The organism is Pseudoalteromonas sp. DL2-H2.2, assembly GCF_021532535.1.
Classification (GTDB): Bacteria; Pseudomonadota; Gammaproteobacteria; order Enterobacterales; family Alteromonadaceae; genus Pseudoalteromonas; species Pseudoalteromonas rubra_A.
Window position 1 is genome coordinate 125794 of sequence record NZ_JAKGBD010000003.1, and the last position, 21726, is coordinate 147519.

General features: G+C 50.1%; 19 protein-coding genes. 12 read left to right on the forward strand and 7 right to left on the reverse strand.

From position 1 onward, the window contains the following. Position 1: 1 nt before the first annotated feature. The 5 genes from pgeF to L1285_RS06220 all read left to right on the forward strand — a co-directional run bounded on the left by pgeF (position 2) and on the right by L1285_RS06220 (position 6986). On the forward strand, positions 2-727 hold the full coding sequence (gene pgeF / locus L1285_RS06200; protein WP_235411396.1) for a peptidoglycan editing factor PgeF: 726 nt from the start codon (positions 2-4) through the stop codon (positions 725-727). 253 nt (positions 728-980) lie between these two features. Then, positions 981-3554: an ATP-dependent chaperone ClpB gene (gene clpB, locus L1285_RS06205; protein WP_235411397.1), complete on the forward strand. Its 2574-nt coding sequence runs from the start codon at positions 981-983 to the stop codon at positions 3552-3554. Between the two features lie 122 nt (positions 3555-3676). Beyond that, a complete protein-coding gene (locus tag L1285_RS06210; RefSeq protein ID WP_235411398.1) occupies positions 3677-4612 on the forward strand; it encodes an NADP-dependent oxidoreductase in 936 nt (311 codons plus the stop codon). Positions 4613-4683: 71 nt separating this feature from the next. Further along, positions 4684-6261 carry a glutamate--cysteine ligase gene (gene gshA / locus L1285_RS06215; RefSeq protein ID WP_235411399.1) on the forward strand — a complete coding sequence of 526 codons (1578 nt, stop codon included), beginning with the start codon at positions 4684-4686 and terminating at the stop codon, positions 6259-6261. 116 nt (positions 6262-6377) lie between these two features. Next, positions 6378-6986 carry a transglycosylase SLT domain-containing protein gene (locus L1285_RS06220; protein WP_235411400.1) on the forward strand — a complete coding sequence of 203 codons (609 nt, stop codon included), beginning with the start codon at positions 6378-6380 and terminating at the stop codon, positions 6984-6986. Positions 6987-7035: 49 nt separating this feature from the next. Here L1285_RS06220 and L1285_RS06225 read toward each other — a convergent pair whose 3' ends face one another. Together L1285_RS06225 and L1285_RS06230 are read right to left on the reverse strand one after the other, a co-directional pair. After that, entirely contained in the window at positions 7036-8319 is a 1284-nt protein-coding gene (locus L1285_RS06225) for an HlyC/CorC family transporter (protein WP_046006665.1), read from the reverse strand. Positions 8320-8412: 93 nt separating this feature from the next. Further along, complete coding sequence (locus tag L1285_RS06230; protein ID WP_125716299.1) at positions 8413-9219, reverse strand: cytochrome C assembly family protein; 807 nt, start codon at positions 9217-9219, stop codon at positions 8413-8415. A gap of 162 nt (positions 9220-9381) precedes the next feature. On the opposite strand from L1285_RS06230, the gene ffh reads away from it, so the two are divergent. After that, positions 9382-10761, forward strand: a complete 1380-nt coding sequence (gene ffh / locus L1285_RS06235) for a signal recognition particle protein (RefSeq protein ID WP_046006663.1) — start codon at positions 9382-9384, stop codon at positions 10759-10761. Between the two features lie 61 nt (positions 10762-10822). On the opposite strand, the gene L1285_RS06240 is transcribed toward ffh, so the two are convergent. The 4 genes from L1285_RS06240 to L1285_RS06255 are packed head-to-tail and all read right to left on the reverse strand — an operon-like array spanning position 10823 to position 14207. After that, the gene (locus L1285_RS06240) at positions 10823-11563 is read right to left on the reverse strand and encodes a HugZ family pyridoxamine 5'-phosphate oxidase (protein WP_235411401.1); all 741 of its coding nucleotides are present in this window, start codon (positions 11561-11563) and stop codon (positions 10823-10825) included. Next, positions 11556-12353 (reverse strand): heme ABC transporter ATP-binding protein, encoded by a 798-nt coding sequence (locus L1285_RS06245; protein ID WP_235411402.1) that lies wholly within the window; start codon positions 12351-12353, stop codon positions 11556-11558. The genes L1285_RS06240 and L1285_RS06245 overlap by 8 nt, the downstream gene beginning before the upstream one ends. Further along, the gene (locus tag L1285_RS06250; RefSeq protein WP_235411403.1) at positions 12346-13392 is read right to left on the reverse strand and encodes a FecCD family ABC transporter permease; all 1047 of its coding nucleotides are present in this window, start codon (positions 13390-13392) and stop codon (positions 12346-12348) included. Before L1285_RS06250 ends, L1285_RS06245 begins: the two co-directional genes overlap by 8 nt. Continuing rightward, a complete protein-coding gene (locus L1285_RS06255) occupies positions 13389-14207 on the reverse strand; it encodes a heme/hemin ABC transporter substrate-binding protein (RefSeq protein ID WP_209052258.1) in 819 nt (272 codons plus the stop codon). Before L1285_RS06255 ends, L1285_RS06250 begins: the two co-directional genes overlap by 4 nt. 240 nt (positions 14208-14447) lie before the next feature. Here L1285_RS06255 and L1285_RS06260 point away from each other — a divergent pair, with 240 nt between their 5' ends. The 6 genes from L1285_RS06260 to tyrA all read left to right on the forward strand — a co-directional run bounded on the left by L1285_RS06260 (position 14448) and on the right by tyrA (position 20066). Then, a complete protein-coding gene (locus tag L1285_RS06260) occupies positions 14448-16538 on the forward strand; it encodes a TonB-dependent hemoglobin/transferrin/lactoferrin family receptor (protein WP_235411404.1) in 2091 nt (696 codons plus the stop codon). A gap of 276 nt (positions 16539-16814) precedes the next feature. Further along, positions 16815-17063: a 30S ribosomal protein S16 gene (gene rpsP / locus L1285_RS06265; RefSeq protein ID WP_010382415.1), complete on the forward strand. Its 249-nt coding sequence runs from the start codon at positions 16815-16817 to the stop codon at positions 17061-17063. A 17-nt stretch (positions 17064-17080) separates the two neighbouring features. Then, entirely contained in the window at positions 17081-17614 is a 534-nt protein-coding gene (gene rimM, locus L1285_RS06270) for a ribosome maturation factor RimM (RefSeq protein ID WP_046006658.1), read from the forward strand. Then, on the forward strand, positions 17614-18378 hold the full coding sequence (gene trmD, locus L1285_RS06275) for a tRNA (guanosine(37)-N1)-methyltransferase TrmD (RefSeq protein ID WP_235411405.1): 765 nt from the start codon (positions 17614-17616) through the stop codon (positions 18376-18378). Before rimM ends, trmD begins: the two co-directional genes overlap by 1 nt. Positions 18379-18411: 33 nt before the next feature. Further along, on the forward strand, positions 18412-18771 hold the full coding sequence (gene rplS / locus L1285_RS06280) for a 50S ribosomal protein L19 (RefSeq protein WP_046006656.1): 360 nt from the start codon (positions 18412-18414) through the stop codon (positions 18769-18771). A 161-nt stretch (positions 18772-18932) separates the two neighbouring features. Continuing rightward, positions 18933-20066 (forward strand): bifunctional chorismate mutase/prephenate dehydrogenase, encoded by a 1134-nt coding sequence (gene tyrA / locus L1285_RS06285; RefSeq protein ID WP_235411406.1) that lies wholly within the window; start codon positions 18933-18935, stop codon positions 20064-20066. Positions 20067-20318: 252 nt separating this feature from the next. Here tyrA and L1285_RS06290 read toward each other — a convergent pair whose 3' ends face one another. Further along, the gene (locus L1285_RS06290; protein WP_046006654.1) at positions 20319-21473 is read right to left on the reverse strand and encodes a chorismate mutase; all 1155 of its coding nucleotides are present in this window, start codon (positions 21471-21473) and stop codon (positions 20319-20321) included. Positions 21474-21726 lie beyond the last annotated feature (253 nt).

A 21726-nucleotide genomic window follows, 5' to 3' on the forward strand; every position in this document is an offset into this window, starting at 1 on the left:
TATGCTGCATCCGGATTGGCCATTAAAGGAGGTTGTCGGCACCTTGTCGACAACGCGTCAGGGGGGCGTTTCGACGGCCCCTTTTGATGGTTTCAATCTGGCCTGTCATGTTGGAGACAATCCACAAGCCGTTGCACGCAACAGGGCACAGTTGCAGGCTCAGGTCCCGGCTCCTATCGTTTGGCTTGAGCAGGTACACGGCAATACGGTGATCCTGGCAGAAGAAAAGTACGATATAACTCAGACGCCGCAGGCCGATGCACTCTTTACGCGCTCCCGCCAGTTTGCGCTGGCAATTATGACAGCCGACTGTTTGCCTGTGTTGCTGGCCAGTGACGATGGCGAGGAGATAGCCGCAGTGCACTGTGGCTGGCGTCCTTTGGCGGCGGATATTCTTGCCAGAACGATTGCACATTTCAGCGCGCCGAGCTCCCGAATTCATGCCTGGCTGGGTCCGGCTATCGGCCCTCAGGCTTTTGAAGTGGGCGAAGAAGTACGCGAACAGTTTGTCGCCCGGCATCAGGCGCATCAGAGTGCCTTTAAAGCACAAAGAAATGGTCGCTATCTGGCTGATATTTACGCCCTGGCAACACAGCAATTGACGCAACTTGGCGTGCAATCTGTCTCGGCACAGGCGCAGTGTACAGTGTCCAACCCTGAGCATTTCTTTTCTTATCGTCGCGATGGTCGTTGTGGCCGCATGGCCTCTTTGATTTGGCGCAAGTAATACCAATTTCACTTAATACCTGTTCAATTTGACGGAGCAAATATGACGCTAACTGTGTTAAAAATTTCTCATTTAGAACAACTAAATATCAAAATTTTTGCCTAGTTATCGAACATATTTTCTCGCCTCAAAATAGAACACTTAATTAAGCAAATTGGTATAAATCTCGCTCTTTTGTCGCCTGCACCTTGATCAAACTCCCTCTGATACCCATTTTATAGGTAACTAAGTTATTTATAAGGTTATTTCGGGTATGCGAATAGATAGATTTACCAGTAAATTTCAAGCAGCGCTGTCTGATGCGCAATCTCTCGCATTGGGGCGTGACCATCAGTTCATTGAACCTGTGCACCTTATGTACGCACTGTTACAACAAAATGGTTCAAGTGTCCGTGCACTGTTTGCGCAGGCCGGTGTGAGTGCCGATGAGCTCAACACTAAACTTTCTCAGGCCATTGAAAAGCTTTTCAAGGTGGAAGGGGTGGGCGGTGATGTTCAGCTGTCGAATAACCTCATTTCACTGATCAATTTATGTGATAAATATGCGCAAAAGCGCAAAGACAAATATATCTCCAGTGAGCTGTTTGTATTTGCTGCCTGCGAAGACAAAGGCCCGCTGGGCGACATTTTCCGCTCGTTAAATATCACTCAGGATAAAATTGAAAAAGCCATTAAGGCTATCCGTGGTGGTCAGAAAGTGGATGACCCAAATGCCGAAGATACCCGTCAGGCACTGGAGAAATACACCATAGATCTGACCGAGCGAGCAGAGCAGGGCAAGCTGGATCCGGTTATCGGGCGTGACGATGAAATTCGTCGCACGGTGCAGGTGTTGCAACGTCGCACCAAGAACAACCCGGTTTTAATTGGTGAGCCGGGGGTAGGTAAAACCGCGATAGTTGAAGGCCTTGCGCAACGCATCATTAATGGTGAGGTGCCTGAGGGGCTCAAAGATAAGCGAGTATTGTCGCTGGACCTGGGAGCCCTGGTCGCTGGTGCTAAATATCGCGGTGAGTTTGAAGAGCGCCTGAAGTCGGTCCTGAATGAGCTGGGTAAAGAAGAAGGCCGGGTGATCCTGTTTATCGATGAGATCCATACCATGGTCGGGGCTGGTAAAACCGACGGCGCGATGGATGCTGGCAATATGCTCAAGCCTGCGCTGGCGCGCGGTGAATTACACTGTGTAGGTGCCACAACGCTGGATGAGTATCGTCAGTATATTGAAAAGGACGCGGCACTGGAGCGACGCTTCCAAAAAGTTTTTGTCGCTGAGCCCAGTGTCGAAGACACCATTGCGATTTTGCGTGGCTTAAAAGAGCGCTATGAGCTGCACCATTCCGTGGACATCACCGATCCCGCCATTGTTACCGCGGCTCAGCTGTCGCACCGCTATATTAGTGACAGACAACTACCTGATAAAGCCATTGACCTGATCGACGAAGCGGGCTCTTCAATCCGCTTACAAATAGACTCCAAGCCGGAGCAACTGGATAAGCTGGAACGACGTATTATCCAGCTCAAGCTTGAGGATAATGCACTGGCCAAAGAAAAAGATGAGGCCAGCCAGAAGCGCCGCAGCGAAATGCAGGCGCTGATCCAGCAGCTCGAAACGGAATACCGTGAGCTCGATGAAGTCTGGAATGCCGAGAAAGCCTCATTGCAGGGGACTCAGGTGATCAAAGCTGAGCTGGAGCAGGCCCGACTTGATCTCGAAGTGGCGCGCCGGGCAAGCGACTTGCAGCGTATGTCGGAGCTGCAATATGGCCGTATTCCTGAATTGGAGCGCAAACTGGATCTGGCCTCTCAGGCCGAAATGCAGGAAATGAGCTTGCTGAAAAACCAGGTTGGTGAAGATGAAATTGCAGAGATTTTGTCGCGCTGGACCGGGATACCGGTTGCGAAAATGCTGCAAGGTGAGCGTGATAAATTATTGCAGATGGAAGACGAGCTGCATAAAAAAGTGATTGGTCAGGATGAAGCCGTCAGCGCAGTGGCCAATGCCATTCGTCGTTCTCGCGCGGGCCTTGCCGATCCTAACCGCCCGATTGGCTCATTCTTATTCCTGGGTCCAACCGGGGTCGGTAAAACCGAGCTGACCAAAGCGCTGGCTGGCTTTATGTTTGACACCGAAGATGCCATGGTGCGCATTGATATGTCTGAGTTTATGGAGAAACACTCCGTAGCACGGCTGGTGGGTGCACCGCCGGGATATGTAGGATATGAAGAGGGGGGTTACCTGACCGAGGCGGTTCGCCGTCGCCCTTACTCCGTGATTTTGCTCGATGAGGTAGAAAAAGCCCATCCGGATGTGTTTAATATTTTGCTTCAGGTGCTTGACGACGGGCGTCTGACGGATGGTCAGGGTCGCACCGTTGATTTTAAAAATGCGGTGATCATCATGACCTCTAACCTGGGTTCTGATGTGATCCAGGAGCAGGCGGGCAGCAATGATTATGCGACACTGAAACAGCGGGTGATGGACGTACTGGTCACTCAGTTCAGACCGGAATTCATTAACCGGATTGATGAAACTGTGGTGTTCCATCCGCTTATCAACGAGCACATTAAGCAAATCGCCGACATTCAGTTGGCGAAATTACGTCAGCGTTTACACGACAAAGGCTTCGGGTTTGAGCTGAGCGATGCGGCATTGGATAAAATTGCCGCCAGTGGTTTCGATCCGGTATATGGTGCGCGGCCACTTAAACGCGCGGTGCAACATTATATTGAGAACCCGCTGGCTCAGCAGCTTTTGCAGGGAGACTTTGACGCCGGTGATGTGATTAAGGTCGATGTCAGCGGCGATGACATCGTATTTACCCGCTAAACACAGCAACAACGGGGCAGCACAACGCTGTCCCATTTCATATCTAAATTCAACGTGCTGAGGTTGGGGGTTTTCGCTTGATATGTTAGAGTTCCTTATCAACATTCAAACCCGCATCTTCCATGGAAAAGTACTTTCGCCAGTATGGCATCTTTCAATTTGGTGGCAGCACTGAACTGTGTGAGCAGGCGCAACCGCTGACACCACCTCAAAGTCAACAGGTGTTGATTCAAGTTATTTCAACATCCGTTAATCCCATAGATATTAAAACACGCTGTGGTCTTGGCTATGTCGCCGCAGCTAAATTAGCGGATGCTTTTTTGCCCCTGGGGTACGATGTGCTTGGCAAAGTGGTGCAAACCGGTAATGGGGTAACGCGCTTACAAGCGGGCGATACAGTGATTGGCATGGTTGGCTTTGCTGCGCACCCAGGTTGTTATGCAACCCATGTTTATGCCGACGCCGAAGAGTTAATCAAGGTGGATGAGAAAGCGGATACCAGTTTATCCGGTCTGTGTCTGGCAGGGTTAACTGCCTGGCAGGCGCTGGCTGATTTTGAGCCTGACAACCGGCCTGTGTATGTTAATGCCGCAACCGGTGGCGTTGGCCATTTATTGCTGCAAATAGCCAGACTCCGTGGTTTTGAGGTGATCCCGGTAAGCCGTCGGACTGAGCATGAGCTGTTCGAGACTCTGAAGATCCAGGCGATGACGCCAACGGACTATTTGGCACAGCCGCGTGACGGGATCCTGATCGATCTGGTAGGTGGAGCACTTGGCGAGCAGATGACAAGAAACCTGCTGCCAGGTTCAGACTTAGTGACAATTCCAACGGTGACCAAAGAGCAGATATTAGCGGTTGCTCGTGAGCAACAGGTTCGCGGACGCGGTCTGTTGGTTGAAGCAAACCAGACGCAACTGACCCACTTGTATCAAGCCTTCCAGAGCGGGCAATTAAAGGTGGTCGTCAGTCAGCAATATGAATTAAGCGATATTCAGCGGGCACATGAGTATCTTGAACAGGGCACTCATTGTGGCAAAGTGATCATTACCGCTTGAGTATTCGTAATTTGCCCCAATTGACAGTAGCATTGTGTACTACTGAGCACCGGGCCTCGAGGTATTAGTTTTTGAAACAATTAAATTTACAAGGCAAGTTAAAAGCGCTTGCAACACCAGCACATCTGAGTGCTTTACGTGGCATTAAACGCGGGATAGAACGCGAAGCGCTGAGGATTAAGCCATCCGGAGAGATAGCCAAAACGCCCCATCCACAGGGCGCGGGTCATGCATTGACCCATGGTGCGATCACCACTGATTTTTCTGAATCGTTACTGGAATTTATTACCCCGGTGAGTGAGTCTCCACAGGAGACGCTTGCGCAGCTGAGCGATTTACAGAAGTACACCCTGAGCCATATGGGCGATGAACTTTTGTGGCCAATGAGTATGCCATGCTTCATTCAACACGAAGACGATATCGTGCTGGCCCAGTTTGGTGACTCTAATATAGGTCGGATGAAAACCCTGTATCGGGAAGGCCTGAAAAACCGTTACGGCAGTATGATGCAGGCCATTGCCGGCGTGCACTTCAATATCTCTTTCCCGGATACCTTGTGGCAAAGCTTGCAACAGCTTGAGCAGGATACGCGTCCTCTGCAGGACTTTATCTCCGCACAGTATCTTGGGCTTATCCGTAACTTCAAGCGTGAACTGTGGTTAATAAGCTACCTGTTTGGCGCATCGCCGGCTTTGTGTAGCTCCTTTTTGCAGGGCAAAAATAGCCAGTTACCTTTTAAAAAGCTGGGTAAAGGCACCCTGTATCTGGAGTACGGTACCGCGCTGCGGCTGGGAGATTTGGGTTACACCAACAGTGCTCAGTCATCGCTGAAGGTGACATATAACAGCCTGGATGAATACATTACCGGATTGCAAAACGCCATCCGCTGTCGCTCGGATCTGTATCACCATATCCCGGACTATCAGCATGAGACACCTAAGCAGCTCAACAAGAATATCCTGCAGATCGAAAACGAATTCTATTCACCTATCCGACCAAAGCGTAATGGACGTTCAGGTGAGACGCCCACTCAGGCATTGAGTCGGGGCGGCATTGAATATGTAGAGATCCGGGCACTGGACGTTAACCCCTTCAGTGAAACCGGTATCGATCTGGAGCAGATCCTATTTTTGGACGTTTTCCTCAGTTACTGTTTATTGAAAGATTCTCCTGAGCTGAGCTGGGAGGAGCAAAAAACCTGTGATGCCAACTTGCAGCAGGTAATTAATGAAGGGCGTAACCCGCAGGTCATGTTGCAGCGCGGCGCTGAGGCTTGCTCTTTGCAGCAATGGGGCCAGGACATCTTTGCTCAGCTTGAGAGCGTGGCTGCGTTAATGGACGAGGCACAGGGGACACAGTGTTACGCTGAGGTGATTGAAAAGCTCAAAGCCTGGGTGACTCAGCCAGAGCTGACCATTTCCGGGCGTATTGTTGCACAGCTTACCAGCGAGGATAGGGACAGTGGCGAGCTGGCTTTATCACTGGCCGCGCGTTACAAGCAGCACCATGCCTCAGCCCAGTATCAGGCTTATGAAGCTGAAACGCTGGATACAATGCGTGCGCAGTCATTTACGGATGAGCAAGGTGTGGTTGCGGCGGATAGCGCACCTTTTAATGAGTTCTTGCGAGACTATTTTTCACGGGCATAAAAAAACGCAGCCGAGAGGCTGCGCAAATAAATTTCAGGGATGAAACAATGCTAAACTGCTGCATTCAGAAAGTAAGACCGGCACAATTTAAAAAAGTTCAACGAGTTCATAAAAAAATGAGAAAAAAAATAATTTTATTACCTTTGTTGGCTGCGCTCACCGGTTGTGCCACGGCACCTCCTAAGCAACCCAATGATATTTGTAAGATTTTTGAAGAAAAGGACGACTGGTACTTTGATGCAAAAGATGCACAAGAAAAGTGGGGATCGCCCAAACATGTGCTGATGAGCATGATGTATCAGGAAAGCTCATTCAGGCACGATGCCGCACCACCGATGGAATACTTTTTATGGGTCATTCCTATTGGCCGTGCCAGCAGTGCGTATGGTTACTCGCAGGCCAAAACCCCGACCTGGAGCGATTATATTCGTGAGACGGGCAACTCAGGCGCCGACAGAGACGACTTTGAAGACGCCATCGATTTCATGGGGTGGTTTGTGTATAAAACGCATAAAATCAATGGTGTTTCGAAGTGGGATGCCTACGCACAATACCTGAATTATCACGAAGGCTGGGGTGGCTATCGTCGGGGTACATACAAAAAGAAAAAGTGGCTGATGAAAGTTGCCAACAAGGTGAAGCACAGGGCGTCTCGTTATGGCGCACAGCTCAGACGCTGTGAAGCGGATCTGGACAAGAACTGGTTCGAGCGTTTGTTTTCCTGAAGTGCATACGCATACAGAAATAAAAAAAGCCGCAATCGCGGCTTTTTTATTAGTGAGGTTTGACCGACTTCTTTTTCTTGTGCGGGTAAACCTTCACCACCTTGATCATATTTTCCTTGATTTCGACCACTTCCATCGGGTAGCCCGCTATTTTCAGGCCCAGCTGGGTCTGCGGAATATCCTCAAGGTGCTCAACAATTAGGCCACTTAAAGTCTTAGGCCCTTCTGTTGGCAGATGCCAGCGCATTTCTTTATTAAGGTCGCGCACGTTAGCACCACCATCAACCATCACGGAGCCGTCGTTTTGTACGTCCACTTCGTCGCTTGGGGCAGGCGTTTTTGTCGTGGTAAAGTCACCCACTACTTCTTCCAGAATGTCTTCCAGCGTCACCAGACCCTGAATGTCACCGTATTCATCTACCACCAGGCCGATACGCTCTTTGTTCTGCTGAAATTTCAGCAGCTGAGTATTGAGCGAGGTGCTTTCCGGAATATAGTAAATCTCGCGTACTGCACGCAGCAATGAGGGCTTATCAAATTGCTCTTTGGTCAGCAGGCGTAAGGCATCGCGCGAGTGAATAAAACCGACGGCATCATCAATCTGATCGCGATACAGTAGCACTCGAGTGTGCTGTGCATTGGTCAGCTTCTTGGAAATGTCTTTCCAGTCATCATTAATGTCGATGGCATTGATCTCATTGCGCGGGATCATAATGTCTTCAACCGTCACATGATCTAAATCCAGGATGGAGGTCATCATATCCTGGTGATTGGTTGGCAACATGGCACCGGATTCATTCAGGACTGTTTTAAGTTCTTCTTTACTCAGACTGTGTTCTTCGATTTGCTCTGGAGAAACCCCAATCAGCTTAAGCATGCCGTTGGTGATCCAGTTAACCGTGACAACCACAGGGAAGAGTATTTTTAACAGCAGCTTTAGAATCACAGAGCTGGGAAACGCGATTTTTTCAGGATACAGTGCCGCCAGTGTTTTGGGGGTCACTTCAGCGAAGATCAGAATGACCAGCGTCAGTGCAAAGGTGGCAACCACGATACCGGCATCGCCCAGCAGGCGCATACCTAAGACAGTGGCAACCGCAGAGGCCGCAATGTTAACCAGGTTATTACCGATAAGGATCAGACCTATTAAGCGGTCTGGGCGCTTCAGAAGTTCGTCTACGCGTTGTGCCGACTTGTGTTTTTCTTTGACCAAGTGACGCAATCGGTAGCGATTGATAGACATGATCCCGGTTTCCGAACTGGAAAAATAACCCGAGAGCAGAACAAGCACGCCAAGAATAATAAACAAGGCGCTGGTTGATATGTCGTCCAACAGAGGATCCCTTTTTTGCTTACGAAGGAGTATTAAGCGTTAGCCAGAATTCAGAGTCAAGTCAAAAACCGTGAACTTAAGCTAAAACTTAGATTAAAACTTACCTAAGATCACTTCTTGAACAAAGCGACTGCCAAAATAGGCCAAGGTAACGATACCTGACGCACCTAACACTGCAAATACCACAGACTTGCCCCGCCAGCCAAACTGGTGGTGGCCAATAGTAACAGCACTGAACATACACCAGGCAACCAGTGACAACACGGTTTTGTGTAAAAACTCTTTGGCAAACATGCCTTCAAGGAACACAAAGCCAGAGAGCAGCGCCAGAGTTAACAGGCCCGTACCGACAGTCAGTAGTTGATAGAGCTGTGATTCAACCTGCATCAATGGCGGCAAATGACTGTGCATGATGGCCAGGTCTTTTTCTTTCAGACGGCGGTCAATGAAGTAAAATTGCACCGCATAAAGCGTGGCGATGATAAGCACGCAGTAAGCCAGCAAAGATAAGGAAATGTGCACGACCAGACCAATGTCCACATCCAGTGATTTCATCACGATATGATGTGGCACAAACAAGCTGGCAACCAATAGCAGCGCAGCGAACCCATAGACAACGGGTAATAATAAAGTGGCCGGAAACTTCAGGGAAACCGTAGTCACGGACACCACAATGACCCAGCAGGTAAGCAGTGCCACATTAATGGTACTGAGGTCCTGTCCATCCTGTGTAAACACGGAATTTACCAGCACCAGCATGTGGCTGAGTATCGCCACCGTACTGAAAATAATGGTCAGCTTTTGGCTGGGGCCTTCCTTATGGAATAGGCGCGACAACACATGCCCGGTGGCAAGTACATAAAACAGACTGGCAAACAAAGATAAACTGATGATCAACATGAGTGGCTTTCTACTTACATGCTCCTTTTGTAGGCTATTGTATTTTAAGCACGGGTTCTTGCATAGGGGCAGGGAAAAAGTTTCTTAACTGACTTGAATACTGTATTAGTGACGCGCATATCAGTATAATGCTGGGCAATTACGACATACTGGAAGCGATAAATGTTTGAGAACCTCCAAGAACGCTTAGGAAAAACGCTTAAAAACATCAGCGGCCGCGGCCGACTAACCGAAGACAATATTAAAGAAACGCTCCGTGAAGTGCGTATGGCACTGCTCGAAGCGGACGTGGCTTTGCCCGTCGTCAGAGACTTTGTTAAGCAGGTTAAAGAGCGTGCAGTGGGTGTTGAAGTGACTAAGAGCCTGAGTCCGGGCCAGGTTTTCATCAAGATCGTACGTGAAGAACTCGAAAAAGCCATGGGGGAGGCCAATGAAGAGCTGAACCTGGCAGCGCAACCGCCAGCGGTTGTCATGATGGCCGGTCTGCAAGGTGCGGGTAAAACCACCAGTGTGGGCAAGCTAGCTAAGTTCTTAAAAGAGCGTAAGAAGAAATCTGTGCTGGTGGTCAGTGCCGACGTTTACCGTCCGGCGGCTATCAAGCAGCTGGAAACCTTGGCCACAGAAGTAGACGTTGAGTTCTTCCCCAGTGATATTTCGCAAAAGCCGGTGGACATTGCTACCAATGCTATCTCACACGCGAAGAAAAAGTTCATTGATGTAGTGCTGGTGGATACTGCCGGTCGTTTGCACGTCGATAACGAGATGATGGGCGAGATCAAAGATCTCCATGCGGCCATTTCACCGATTGAAACCCTGTTTGTGGTCGACTCCATGACAGGTCAGGATGCTGCAAATACCGCGAAGGCATTCGACGAAGCGCTGCCGCTGACCGGTGTGATCCTGACCAAAACAGACGGTGATGCGCGTGGTGGTGCGGCCTTGTCTATCCGTCATATCACAGGTAAACCCATTAAGTTCATCGGTGTGGGCGAGCGTACCGATGCACTGGAGCCATTCCACCCGGATCGTGTTGCGTCACGTATTCTTGGCATGGGCGACGTGCTGTCATTAATTGAAGAGGTCGAGTCTAAGGTTGATAAAGACAAAGCGGCTAAAGTGGCCGAGAAAGTCTTTAAAGGTGATGGCTTCACGCTCGAAGACTTTGCTGAGCAGCTGCGCCAGATGAAGAACATGGGCGGCATGATGTCGATGCTGGATAAATTGCCTGGTATGTCAAACCTGCCGGATGCCGTTAAAGGTCAGGTGAATGACAAGACTTTTAATCAGATGGAAGCCATCATTAACTCCATGACACCGCACGAGCGCGCGCGTCCGGAAGTGATCAAAGGATCACGTAAGAAGCGGATCGCAGCCGGTTCAGGTACTCAGGTTCAGGATATCAATAAGCTGCTCAAGCAGTTTACCCAGATGCAAAAAATGATGAAAAAGATGAAGGGTAAGGGCGGCATGATGAAAATGATGAAGAATATGAAAGGCATGATGCCACCGGGCATGTTCGGTGGCGGCGGTCCGAAGTTCTAATTCAGACTCAAAATTAAGAAAAGGACAGACTGATGTAAATCACTCTGTCCTTTTTTAATGGTTAGCTTTCTACGGCTTCATCGAACTGTGCGCGGGCGGCTTTGGTCAGGCGCACCAGCGCTTTACGCACTGCCGTCGCGTCTTCACAGCGCGTGTCGAAGGACACGTAATAAGACTTGTCATTGGCTCTTAAATAGCAGCCTTCAGTGAGGATCGTCGTCATCGTCACCTCTGCGGCATCAACATTATGCACCAGCCTGAGGATCAACTGATTGGCATCCTGATGATCGTCATTCATATGTGCCACCATATGCGCTTCGCTGGCCAAATCCCAATTGGCAGCAGGCTGTGCCCATTCATCTGCCTCCAGCCAGAATATCTGGCCAAAGCCGGCGATATAACGCACGCGTTTTATGTCCATACGCCACAATTTGAAATCATGTGCCTGGCGGTAGCTGATGGCCTCAGGAAAGTGACGCTCATAGCGCAGCAGTAACTCGGCTGCTTCTTCATCTGGCACCGGGGTGGCGTCGCCGACTATGGTGACGCGGGCATGCTCGTTCTGATCGCCGCTTTGCGCCGCATCAAATATGGTCGCGCACACTCTGCTGTCGGCTGTCAGGTTGCGTGAATGTTGTGCAATGCCTGCAATGTAAAAAATCAGCCGACCCTGATCGTCACTCATAAATGGCGTGACTGAGCCAAACGGGTAGCCGGCCAGGTTTTTAGAGAGTGTAGACATCACACAGACAGTCGAATGTCTGAGTAGCTGGCGCGCTTCAAAAACAGCTTGTTCACGCATTGGGAGCTCCTGTTAGCGGTTCTGAGAATATCATAGGTATATTATATCCGGGATGCAGGTTAATCTGCATGCCTGTTTGGTAAATGGGTTGCAATACATCGCGCCTGAGGACGTCTTGCGGCGGGCCATCGCTGCGGATCTGGCCATTATCCAGCAAGAGGATCCGGTCAGCATAAAGCGACGCGAGATTTAAATCATGTAACACGGCAATAACCGTATTGCCCTGACGGGCAAAGCGTTTCGCGGCACTGAGTACCCGATGCTGGTGGTGCAGATCCAGTGCCGAAGTCGGCTCATCCAGCAACATCAGCTTGTTTCGGGTGCCCGGGTCGTGTGCATTTAGCTGGGCCAGGCAACGAGCAAACTGGGCGCGCTGAAATTCTCCGCCAGACAGTTGCGTAACCTCACGGCTGGCGAGCTGCTCCAGTGCCAGCTGGGTGATGAGTTGATCCACCACGGCGGCTTGTTCGTCGGGGCTTTCCTGATAAGGGTAGCGGCCCATGGCGATAAGCTCGGTGGTATTAAAGGCAAAGTTAACCCGATTGTGCTGCAACAACACGGCCCGCTGTGTGGCCAGCGTTAGCGGGTCCAGCGTATTGAGTGGTGCGCCGCGCCATAAGATCTCGCCATGATAAGGAATGTCATCGCAAATCGCGCTCAGCAGGGTCGACTTACCGGCGCCATTTTCACCCAGCAAGACAATAAACTGACCGGCTTTAAGCGTCAATGACACCTCAGTCAGTACCGGCTTGGCGCCGCGGGTCACTGTCAGGTTACGACATTCAAGCATGTGCACCTCGTTTTTGTTGGATCAGCAAATAGACAAAAAACGGACTGCCGAACAGGGCGGTGATCACACCAATGGGCAGCTCTGATGGAGCGACAACCAGACGTGCCAGCCAGTCAGCCGTGAGCAGTACCACACAGCCAAGCAGCATACTCAAAGGCAGCATGCGGCGTAGATCGGGGCCGACCAGCAGGCGTGCCAAGTGCGGGACCAGCAGACCGACAAAGCCTATCATGCCCGACATGGCAACAGCGCCACCTACGCCCAGCGCTATCAAAAATATCACCTCATTTTTCAGTCGTCTGACGTTAACGCCCAAATGTCTGGCATCGCGCTCTCCGAGCATCAAAGCGTTGATCTGTTTACGACGAATAAACAGCATGGCGATACAGACGAGGATCAGCGGCGCACCATATTGCATGGCAGGCCAGCTGGCGCCGGCCAGTGCGCCCATCTGCCAGTAGGTCATCAGGCGCAGCGAGGTATCGTCGGCAAAAAAGCTAAATAACCCTATCAGGGCCATGGCAACGGCATTGATGGCCACACCGGCAAGCAGCAATACCGTGATCTGGACCTGACCCTGGTGACTGGCAATCCGGTACAATAAAGAGGTGATCGCCAGAGCGCCCAGAAACGCAGCTGGTGCGACCATGGACTCATTGATAAAGGCAACCTTGGGCGACAGTGCAATTACGGCTATGGCTGCAACGGCCGCGCCACCGGTTACGCCCATCAGGCTTGGGTCCGCCAATGGGTTGCGACACAATGCCTGACTGGCAGCACCACTGCAGGCCAGTACACAGCCCACCAACAGTGCCAGCAGCAGCCTGGGTAAGCGGATCTGAGTTACCACAGTCACATGCAGCTGGCTGATGTCCTGAACAAATGCGTCAGGCAATATGGCAACCAGAGGCATGCGCCAGTCCCAGCCAACCGGGCCACTACTCAGAGATAACCAGGCGAGCACAATCACCATGGCAGCGCTAAGCCATAACCAGATCTGGTGATGACGGGCTGTCAGAATAGCAAGTGTAGGTGTCATAGCGCAGATTGTTCCCGATAGGCAGCAAGCTGAGCAATGGCCTCGGGCAATCGGGTGGTCATGCCCATCGACAGCAGAGAGTCCATGACCAGCAGTCGGCACTGCTGCGCGGCCGGCAGTAATGCCAGGGCACTTTGCTGACAAAACTGCTCAGGGCCGCCCAGGCTATACACAACATGGCTGGGCGCCACCAGAAAATCGGGTGCACTGACCAGCATGGCCTCGCGATTGAAGGGTTTGTAGCCGGGTGCCGTTGCCAGATTACGGATCCCTGTGTAGCCAAATAAGAGATCTGGCACAGTTTCTGGGCCCGCCACGGTAACACCGCGATCGCCCGCAGAGAGAATAAACAGGGCACTGAGCGACGACGGCGGCGCTTTGGCAGGCAAGGTTTGTTTCAGGCGAGCGATAAGACCCTGTGCCTGGCTTTGGCGGTTTAGATCCCGGCCCAGCTGACCTATCAGGTTAAAGAGTTCATTAATATTGGTCGGCTTATCGTACAGGTTTAGTTTAACGCCCGTGCTGCGCAGCTGGGTTAAGACCTCGGGCCTGCCACTGCCTTGTAATGCCAGGATCAGCTCGGGATGCTGAGAGAGCACCCCTTCAGCTGCCAGATCCCGATAGTAGCCAACTTTGGGTAATTGAGTTGCTTGCAGCGGCGAGGTACTTGAGGTATCAACCGCCACAACATCTTTACCGCCACCCAAAGCGAAGACGATGTCCGTTAAGGAGCCGCCGGCGATAACGACCCGCTGAGCTGCGAGTATTGGGTTGCTGAGCACTGCTAGCACAATCAGAAACACAAGTTTTTGCATTTTTTATCCCGTTAAATTCAATTGTATTAAATGGGTCTGGGTATTTGCTTACAGTTTATTAATCCGTCAAAACAGACAGCCTGATTGCACGTCCCCGGTCTGAAGGTGATTCTACGTAATGAAAATGCATAAATCTACATAAATATAAAAACGCAAACCATTATCATTTGCAAATGGGTTTTAGGAACATTATAGTGCTCAGCAAAATAGTTCTGTTTAATTCCCTGAATGAGGTTTCTAATGACTTTAAAGCACAGCAGTATTGCGCTTGGTGTAGTGGCGGCACTTTTTGGTACGACCGATGTTAAGGCCGATGAATTTGAAAAGTCGGCAGACGTGATTGTGGTCAGCGGTTCACGGGTCGAACAGAAGCTGTCGGATGTCGCAGGCAGCGTCAGTGTGGTGACCGAGCAGGCTCTGGAGCAGGAAGTTAGTATCGACCTGGCCTCGGCATTTCGTTATCAAACCGGTATTACCACACAGGGCAGTGCGGGTAACGCCCAGGCGATCACCGTGCGCGGCATTGGCGGTAACCGGGTTGTGTATATTAAAGATGGTCGTCGACTCAATGATGCCTACGAAGGAGGTCAGGGCTTGTTAATCGGCCGTGGTTATCTGGACTTAGAAGGTGTCAGGCAAATCGAAGTTGCGAAGGGGGCTGCATCTTCACTTTATGGCTCTGACGCACTTGGCGGCATCGTCGTGATAGCCACCAAATCGCCATCTGATTATCTGGCGGATGCCGCCAGCTATGCCCATCTCAGCGCCGGTTATCACGGTGCCAGTGATGAGCAAAGCCTCAGCGGCGTGTTTGCAAAGCGCCTTGGCGAGCATGCTGCATCGCTCCAGTTAACGCGCCGAGATGGCGGCCAGACACAGAATTATGATGAAACCTTACCTGAGGCGGACTACACCTCTACGGCTGCGGTACTCAAAGGTGAGCTGACCCTGGGGGCGCAGTCCAGCCTGTTAACCACTTTGGATTATTACACACAAGAAACCGAGCAGGTACTGGCAGCTCAGAGCCACGAAACAAAGGAAGAGAACGACAGCCTGTCGGTGTCTGTACTCTATAATAGCAGCGCGGCAACCACCTTGTACGATAATCTGGAGGCCCAGGTATACTTCAGCGATTATGAGCAGCGCAGCGACCAAACTCGTGCTGGTGCTGACCGCTCAGGTCCTTACGTTGATATCAATGACTATCGCTTTGAGCAGCAGATTGTTGGCACCCGATTGGTACTGGACAAACAGTTAAACGTTGGCGATGTTGCGCACCAACTCGTATATGGGGCTGATTTCGACCAGTATGACACCGAGCGCCCGCGTTATAAGTCACGGCGCAACCTGCAAGGCACATTGGTTAAAGATCATGAGCCACAAAAAGCGTTCCCCGGCGCGGATACAAGGCTGATTGGACTATTTGTCCAGGATAACGTAACGCTGCTGCCCGATACCCTGAGCGTAAATGCGGGCTTGCGACTGGACAGTTATCAGATGGACCCTAAGCAAAGTGCGTTGTACACCGACGGGGTCTTTGAAAAAATTGATGCAACGGCGTTGTCACCCAAACTGGGCATGGTATACAGCTTGTCCCAGAATCTCAGCCTGGTGGGCCAGTATGCGCGTGGTTTTAAGATCCCGCCACACGATCAGGCTTATCAGAGCCACGGTGTTGAGCCTTTCTACCAGATCATCCCCAATTCAGACCTGGATCCGGAATACAGTGACAGCATAGAGCTGGGCTTAAAAGGCAATTTCGATAGCAGTCAGTTTTCCGTAGCCGTATTCCATTCGACTTTTGATGATTTTATTGCCAACCAACTGGTACGCACTGAGCCGACCTTTATCCCCAATGTCAGCAAACAGGTGTTTCAGTACCAGAATATTGAAGAAGTAAAAATCAAAGGGGTTGAAGCCAATATGACCCTGTGGCTGAATGACCAGCTTGCCATCGACAGTGGCCTGACCTACCTGCATGGTAAAAATTCACAGACCGATGACTACATAGAATCGCTGAGCCCGCTTAATGGCTTTGTTAAAGCGCGTTATGAATCTGAGCAGTGGTCGCTGACAACGGCGTTGCGTGCTGCCAGTCATATGGACAAAGTCCCCTCTGACGCTGCAATCAAAACCGCTGGCTGGGCCACGGTCGATGTGTTTGCAGATTATCAGTGGCACAGCTGGCAACTCAATGTGGGGGTCTTTAATTTGCTGGATAAGGAATACGTTAATTACGAGCGGGTTGCTGGTAGTGCTGCCGACACCAGCTTGTCTCAGTATACAATGCCGGGACGTTATCTGGCGGCCAAAGTTAAAATCACCTTCTAGTCAGCACAGTTAAAGTACCACTGTATATAAAGAAGGGTGTCTGTTTTGCAGCCCTTCTTTTATACTTATGCCCTCAGTTGCGATATGGCCCAGGCTGGTCATCGCACTCACACAATTTAGGCGTCATCTTCTGTCAATTACCGAGCATCTTCATCATTTGGTAATAAAATGGATTTCACACTTGCAATGCGTGAAAAAAGACGTACAATTCCCCAGCTTCCCAAAGTGGGAAGCAAATCTTATTAATGAAAACAGTCAATCTATGTAGAGGACGGTATGGTAACTATTCGTTTGCAACGTGGCGGCGCTAAAAAGCGTCCATTCTATCAAATCGTGGTTGCGGATAGCCGTTTCTCGCGTGACGGTCGTTTCATCGAGAAAGTAGGTTTCTTTAACCCAATCGCTGCTGGTCAAGAAGAAAAACTTCGTCTAGACCTTGCCCGTGTTGATCACTGGGTAGGTCAAGGCGCTGGTCTTTCAGATCGCGTAGCGAAACTGGTTAAAGACGCTCGTAAAGCGGCTTAATAGGCGTAAGTGTAACCATGAGTCAAGAAAAAACCTCGACAATCGTTGTTGGTAAACTTGGTGCTCCTTATGGCATCAAAGGTTGGCTTAAGGTGCATTCATTTACTGATGATCCCCAAGGGATCTTCGATTTCAGCCCATGGTTGATAGGTCAACAAGGTAAATGGCAAACCCTTGAAGTGAGTGACTGGCGTCGTCACAGCAAGGGCTTTATCGCCAAGTTTGCGAACATCAACGACAGAGACGAAGCAATGGCACTGACCAATGCAGAAATCTCAGTGGATGTAGAGCAGCTCCCTGAATTACCAGAAGGGGAGTTTTATTGGCGAGATCTCATCGGTATGACAGTCGTTACGACAAAAGGGTATAACCTGGGTCATGTTGATGACTTGATGGAGACAGGATCAAATGACGTTTTGGTTGTGAAAGCAAACAAAAAAGATGCATTTGGTCAGTCTGAGCGCTTAATTCCATTCCTGACAGATTCTGTTGTGATTGAGGTTAAGCACGAAGAACGAGAAATTACTGTAGACTGGGATCCGGCGTTTTAATGAGTGAACAGCAAAAACTATGGGTTGGGGTGATCTCACTCTTTCCTGAAATGTTTGACGCGGTAACTCAGCAAGGTGTCACCGGTCGGGCCGTAAAAAACGGACTGATCGACTTTCACTGCTGGAATCCGAGAGACTATGCACTGGATAAGCACAGAACCGTTGACGACCGACCTTATGGTGGGGGTCCGGGCATGCTGATGATGGTCGAGCCTCTCAAACAAGCCATTCTCGATGCCAAACAGGCAGCAGGGGAAGGCGCTAAAGTAATTTATATGTCTCCACAAGGGCGGAAGTTAGATCAACAAGGTGCGGTCGAACTGGCTCAATCCGAAAAGTTGATTTTAGTCGCTGGTCGCTACGAAGGTATAGACGAGCGGATCATCGAGTCGTATGTCGACGAAGAATGGTCCATCGGGGATTTTATTTTAAGTGGGGGTGAACTGCCCGCCATGACATTGATTGACGCTGTCGCGCGATTGGTGCCAGGTGTGTTAGGCCACAACCAGTCTGCAGAACAAGATTCGTTTTCAGACGGCTTATTAGATTGTCCACACTATACTCGGCCAGAAACGTTGGATGGAAAACAGGTGCCTGCTGTATTACTCAGTGGAAACCACCAAGCGATAGCCGAGTGGCGCTTAAAGCAGTCACTGGGAAGAACTTGGTTACGCCGTCCAGACTTGTTGCGTAACCTAGCTCTGACTGAGGAGCAAGCACGTTTGCTTGCTGAATTTCAGCAAGAACATGAAGCTTGTGGCTAGAAGACAGTTACTCCTAGGAATGTGAGAAATAAAATGGCAAAAGTAAACCAAAATATTATTAAAGCGCTTGAAGAAGAGCAGCTTAAAACAGACGTACCTGCGTTCGGCGCTGGTGACACAGTTGTTGTTCAGGTTCGTGTTAAAGAAGGTGACAAAGAGCGTCTACAGGCCTTTGAAGGTGTTGTAATCGCTAAGCGTAATCGTGGTCTTCACTCTGCATTCACAGTTCGTAAAATCTCGAACGGTGAAGGTGTAGAGCGTGTATTCCAAACGCACAGCCCTCTTATCAGCAGCATTGCAGTGAAGCGCCGTGGTGCAGTTCGCCGCGCGAAACTTTACTATCTGCGTGAGCGTTCTGGTAAGTCTGCACGTATTAAAGAAAAACTTAACTAATACGTCGCATTTACCAATGCTTAAAAACGGGCCACTCTTTGAGTGGCCCGTTTTGGTTTTTATACTCTATAATTTCAATCCGCTTTCTTATCCTATTTCTTCCTGATAGACTGGGTGTATCTTTTGGTTTACTGAAGTAAATAATAGTTTACACTATGGGAATGAGTCAAACATCTGAACTCGCTTTGCTGCGGGAGAAAATTGACGCCTGTGACAGCGCGTTGGTTGATCTGCTGGCACAGCGCCGCGAGCTTACCGAGCAGGTTGGTAAAATTAAGCAAGCCACCGGGGCGCCTTTACATGTGCCGCAGCGCGAAGCCAGCCTGATTGAGGCCCGGCGAGCACAAGCAGAGCAAAAAGGGGTCAATCCGGATCTGGTCGAAGACATTTTGCGCCGCATGATGCGTGAGGCCTATGAGAATCAGCAAAGTGAACTGGCGTGTGCAGCCCCTCAGCTATCGCCTGTGGTGATCGTGGGTGGTGCAGGAGCAATGGGCCAGCTGTTCGCCCGCCAGCTTGAGCGCTCCGGGTACCAAGTACGCATACTCGACAAAGCACAACAGGCTGAGCAAGAGACGATCCTGGCCGATGCCAAACTGGTGTTGCTGAGTGTGCCTATTAATGCTCTGGAGCAGGTGATCAATGAGTTGCCTGAGCTGCCCGAGGATTGCGTACTGGCCGATATTACCTCGGTTAAGCAAGCGCCTTTGCAGGCCATGATGAACAAACATACAGGTCCTGTGGTTGGCCTGCACCCCATGTTTGGCCCGGATATTTCACATTGGGTGAAACAAACCGTCGTAGTGTGTGACGGCCGAGGTGAGCAGGCGTATCAGGGGCTGCTTGAACAATTGCAGATCTGGGGCTGTCACCTGGCAAATATGGCAGCGAAAAAGCACGATCAGGCTATGCAGATCATCCAGGTCATGCGCCACCTCACGACGTTTGTATACGGTCAGTTTTTGGCCCGCCAGTGCCATACACTGGAAGAGCTGAGAAGCTGCTCATCACCTATTTACCAGCTTGAGCTGATGATGGTTGGGCGCTTGTTTGCGCAATCGGGAGAGCTCTACACCGACATTATGCTGGCACAATTTGACGAAGTAGAAGGCTTGCTTGCCAGTTATCAGGATACCTTTGCTCAAACCCTGAGTCGCTTGCAGACAGGTGATAAAGCGGCGCTGATGGCGGCGTTTGAAGAGGCGAAAAGCTATTTCTCGGACAGTGCACAAACCTTCTTACGACAAAGTCGCGGTCTGCTTAATAAGGCCAATGACGCAAAGGTCATTTCTTAATGGACTGATGGCAGAGCGAGGGAAGCCTCGCTCTCGTTTTTTTATACCAAGTTGCTTAATTAAGTGTGCTATTTTGAGGCGAGAAAATATCGTCGATAACACCGCTCTCGTGTCCTGCTATCGCTGAGGCACCTACATCCATGTAGGCGGGGCAAAAATTTTGCTATTTAGTTGTTCTAAATGAGAAATTTTTAACACCGTTAGCGGCATATTTGCTCCTTCAAATTGACCAGGTATTAAGTGTAATTGGTATTACACCACTTCCACTGCCTGCAGCGATTCACTCTGATAGCAACCCAGAATGCGCACATACTGAGTATGCTCTTTCAGAGATTCCAGGGCACTTTGCACCAGCCTGTCTGCAACATTGGCTTGCAGGTCAACATAAAACACTTCTTCCCACGGGTTACCTGGTACCGGGCGTGACTCCAGCTTGGTCATATTGATATTGTGCTCTTTAAACACCATCAGTGCGTCGGCCAGTGAACCGACTTTTTGTTTGGTGGCCATGATAAGGCTGGTCTTGGTTGGAATTTGCGTCGATACCTGAAGCGGCTGACGCGCAACCACAATAAAGCGGCTGTGGTTTTCTGCCTGGTTAGCCAGGCCACTTTTGAGGACTTCCAGTCCAAACCCTTTGCCGGCTTGTGCAGAGCCGATGGCGGCACTGTTTGGCGTATCAGCTGCCAGTTTCAGTGCGCTGGACGTAGAGTCACAGGTTTCCTGTGTTAGATCACCAAGCCCTTCTAAGAAGCGGCTGCACTGTGCAAAAGGCTGGTGGTGAGCAAAAATCTTATTGATGTCTTTAAGTGTTGTGCCTTCTTGTGCCAGCAAACAGTGCTCAACACTGTGTGTCACCTCACCAATAATGGAGACCTGAGCGTGCTGTAGTAAGTCAAACACTTCGTTAATACTGCCCGAGCTGGTATTCTCAATTGGCAAAATACCATAGTCTGCCTGGCCTTTTTCAACCGACTGAGTAATGTCGGAAAACGTCTGACAGCCAAGCTCAACTAAGGTGCCCGGACGGCGGCTAAAATACTTATGACACGCAAGCTGGCTATAAGAGCCTTGCCCGCCGAGATACGCGACTTTATGGGTATCACTCAACGACTCCTGGTTCAGGCTCTTTTGTAGCATTGCTTGTTGATTTAATACCGAGTCTTCGAGGATCACCTGAAAAACGTTATTGATATAGAAAGGGTCCAGACCCAGAGATTTCCCGTAGCTGATCAGTTTTTCCAGCAGCGCCAGTTCGCGCGCTTCATCTCGGATCGGTTTGTTATTGGTGATCTTATACTCTAAAACGCTGTGGCTCAGTCTGCGGCGCTTTGCCAGCAGGATCAGCAGTTCTGAATCAATTTCATTGATGTCCTTGCGCAGGGCATCCAAAGTATCTTGTGTCATAGGTCCTCACTCCCATTTTGCCAAAAAAAAACCTCCCAGTGTGGGAGGCTTAGCTATCTGAACTTTTACACGCAAACAGTTAAGCCTCTTCACCTAAAGAAGCTAAAAAAGAAAAAATAGTTGCGTGTGTTTAAAGTCATAAATCTGTCTAATTTGTGGTGCTTAATCTAATTAACGCTATTATTAGCACAGATCATTTTAACTATACAAGCCCGAATGTTGACATATCTGGCAAAGTGTTTGGCGAGGTTCC

What these genes read in the sequence shown, in the direction of transcription:
- pgeF (WP_235411396.1), top strand. Translation starts at nt 2, where the DNA reads ATGCTGCATCCGGATTGGCCATTAAAGGAGGTTGTCGGCACCTTGTCG.
- clpB (WP_235411397.1), top strand. Translation starts at nt 981, where the DNA reads ATGCGAATAGATAGATTTACCAGTAAATTTCAAGCAGCGCTGTCTGAT.
- L1285_RS06210 (WP_235411398.1), top strand. Translation starts at nt 3,677, where the DNA reads ATGGAAAAGTACTTTCGCCAGTATGGCATCTTTCAATTTGGTGGCAGC.
- L1285_RS06220 (WP_235411400.1), top strand. Translation starts at nt 6,378, where the DNA reads ATGAGAAAAAAAATAATTTTATTACCTTTGTTGGCTGCGCTCACCGGT.
- L1285_RS06230 (WP_125716299.1), bottom strand. Translation starts at nt 9,219, where the DNA reads ATGTTGATCATCAGTTTATCTTTGTTTGCCAGTCTGTTTTATGTACTT.
- ffh (WP_046006663.1), top strand. Translation starts at nt 9,382, where the DNA reads ATGTTTGAGAACCTCCAAGAACGCTTAGGAAAAACGCTTAAAAACATC.
- L1285_RS06240 (WP_235411401.1), bottom strand. Translation starts at nt 11,563, where the DNA reads ATGCGTGAACAAGCTGTTTTTGAAGCGCGCCAGCTACTCAGACATTCG.
- L1285_RS06245 (WP_235411402.1), bottom strand. Translation starts at nt 12,353, where the DNA reads ATGCTTGAATGTCGTAACCTGACAGTGACCCGCGGCGCCAAGCCGGTA.
- L1285_RS06250 (WP_235411403.1), bottom strand. Translation starts at nt 13,392, where the DNA reads ATGACACCTACACTTGCTATTCTGACAGCCCGTCATCACCAGATCTGG.
- L1285_RS06255 (WP_209052258.1), bottom strand. Translation starts at nt 14,207, where the DNA reads ATGCAAAAACTTGTGTTTCTGATTGTGCTAGCAGTGCTCAGCAACCCA.
- L1285_RS06260 (WP_235411404.1), top strand. Translation starts at nt 14,448, where the DNA reads ATGACTTTAAAGCACAGCAGTATTGCGCTTGGTGTAGTGGCGGCACTT.
- rpsP (WP_010382415.1), top strand. Translation starts at nt 16,815, where the DNA reads ATGGTAACTATTCGTTTGCAACGTGGCGGCGCTAAAAAGCGTCCATTC.
- rimM (WP_046006658.1), top strand. Translation starts at nt 17,081, where the DNA reads ATGAGTCAAGAAAAAACCTCGACAATCGTTGTTGGTAAACTTGGTGCT.
- trmD (WP_235411405.1), top strand. Translation starts at nt 17,614, where the DNA reads ATGAGTGAACAGCAAAAACTATGGGTTGGGGTGATCTCACTCTTTCCT.
- rplS (WP_046006656.1), top strand. Translation starts at nt 18,412, where the DNA reads ATGGCAAAAGTAAACCAAAATATTATTAAAGCGCTTGAAGAAGAGCAG.
- tyrA (WP_235411406.1), top strand. Translation starts at nt 18,933, where the DNA reads ATGAGTCAAACATCTGAACTCGCTTTGCTGCGGGAGAAAATTGACGCC.
- L1285_RS06290 (WP_046006654.1), bottom strand. Translation starts at nt 21,473, where the DNA reads ATGACACAAGATACTTTGGATGCCCTGCGCAAGGACATCAATGAAATT.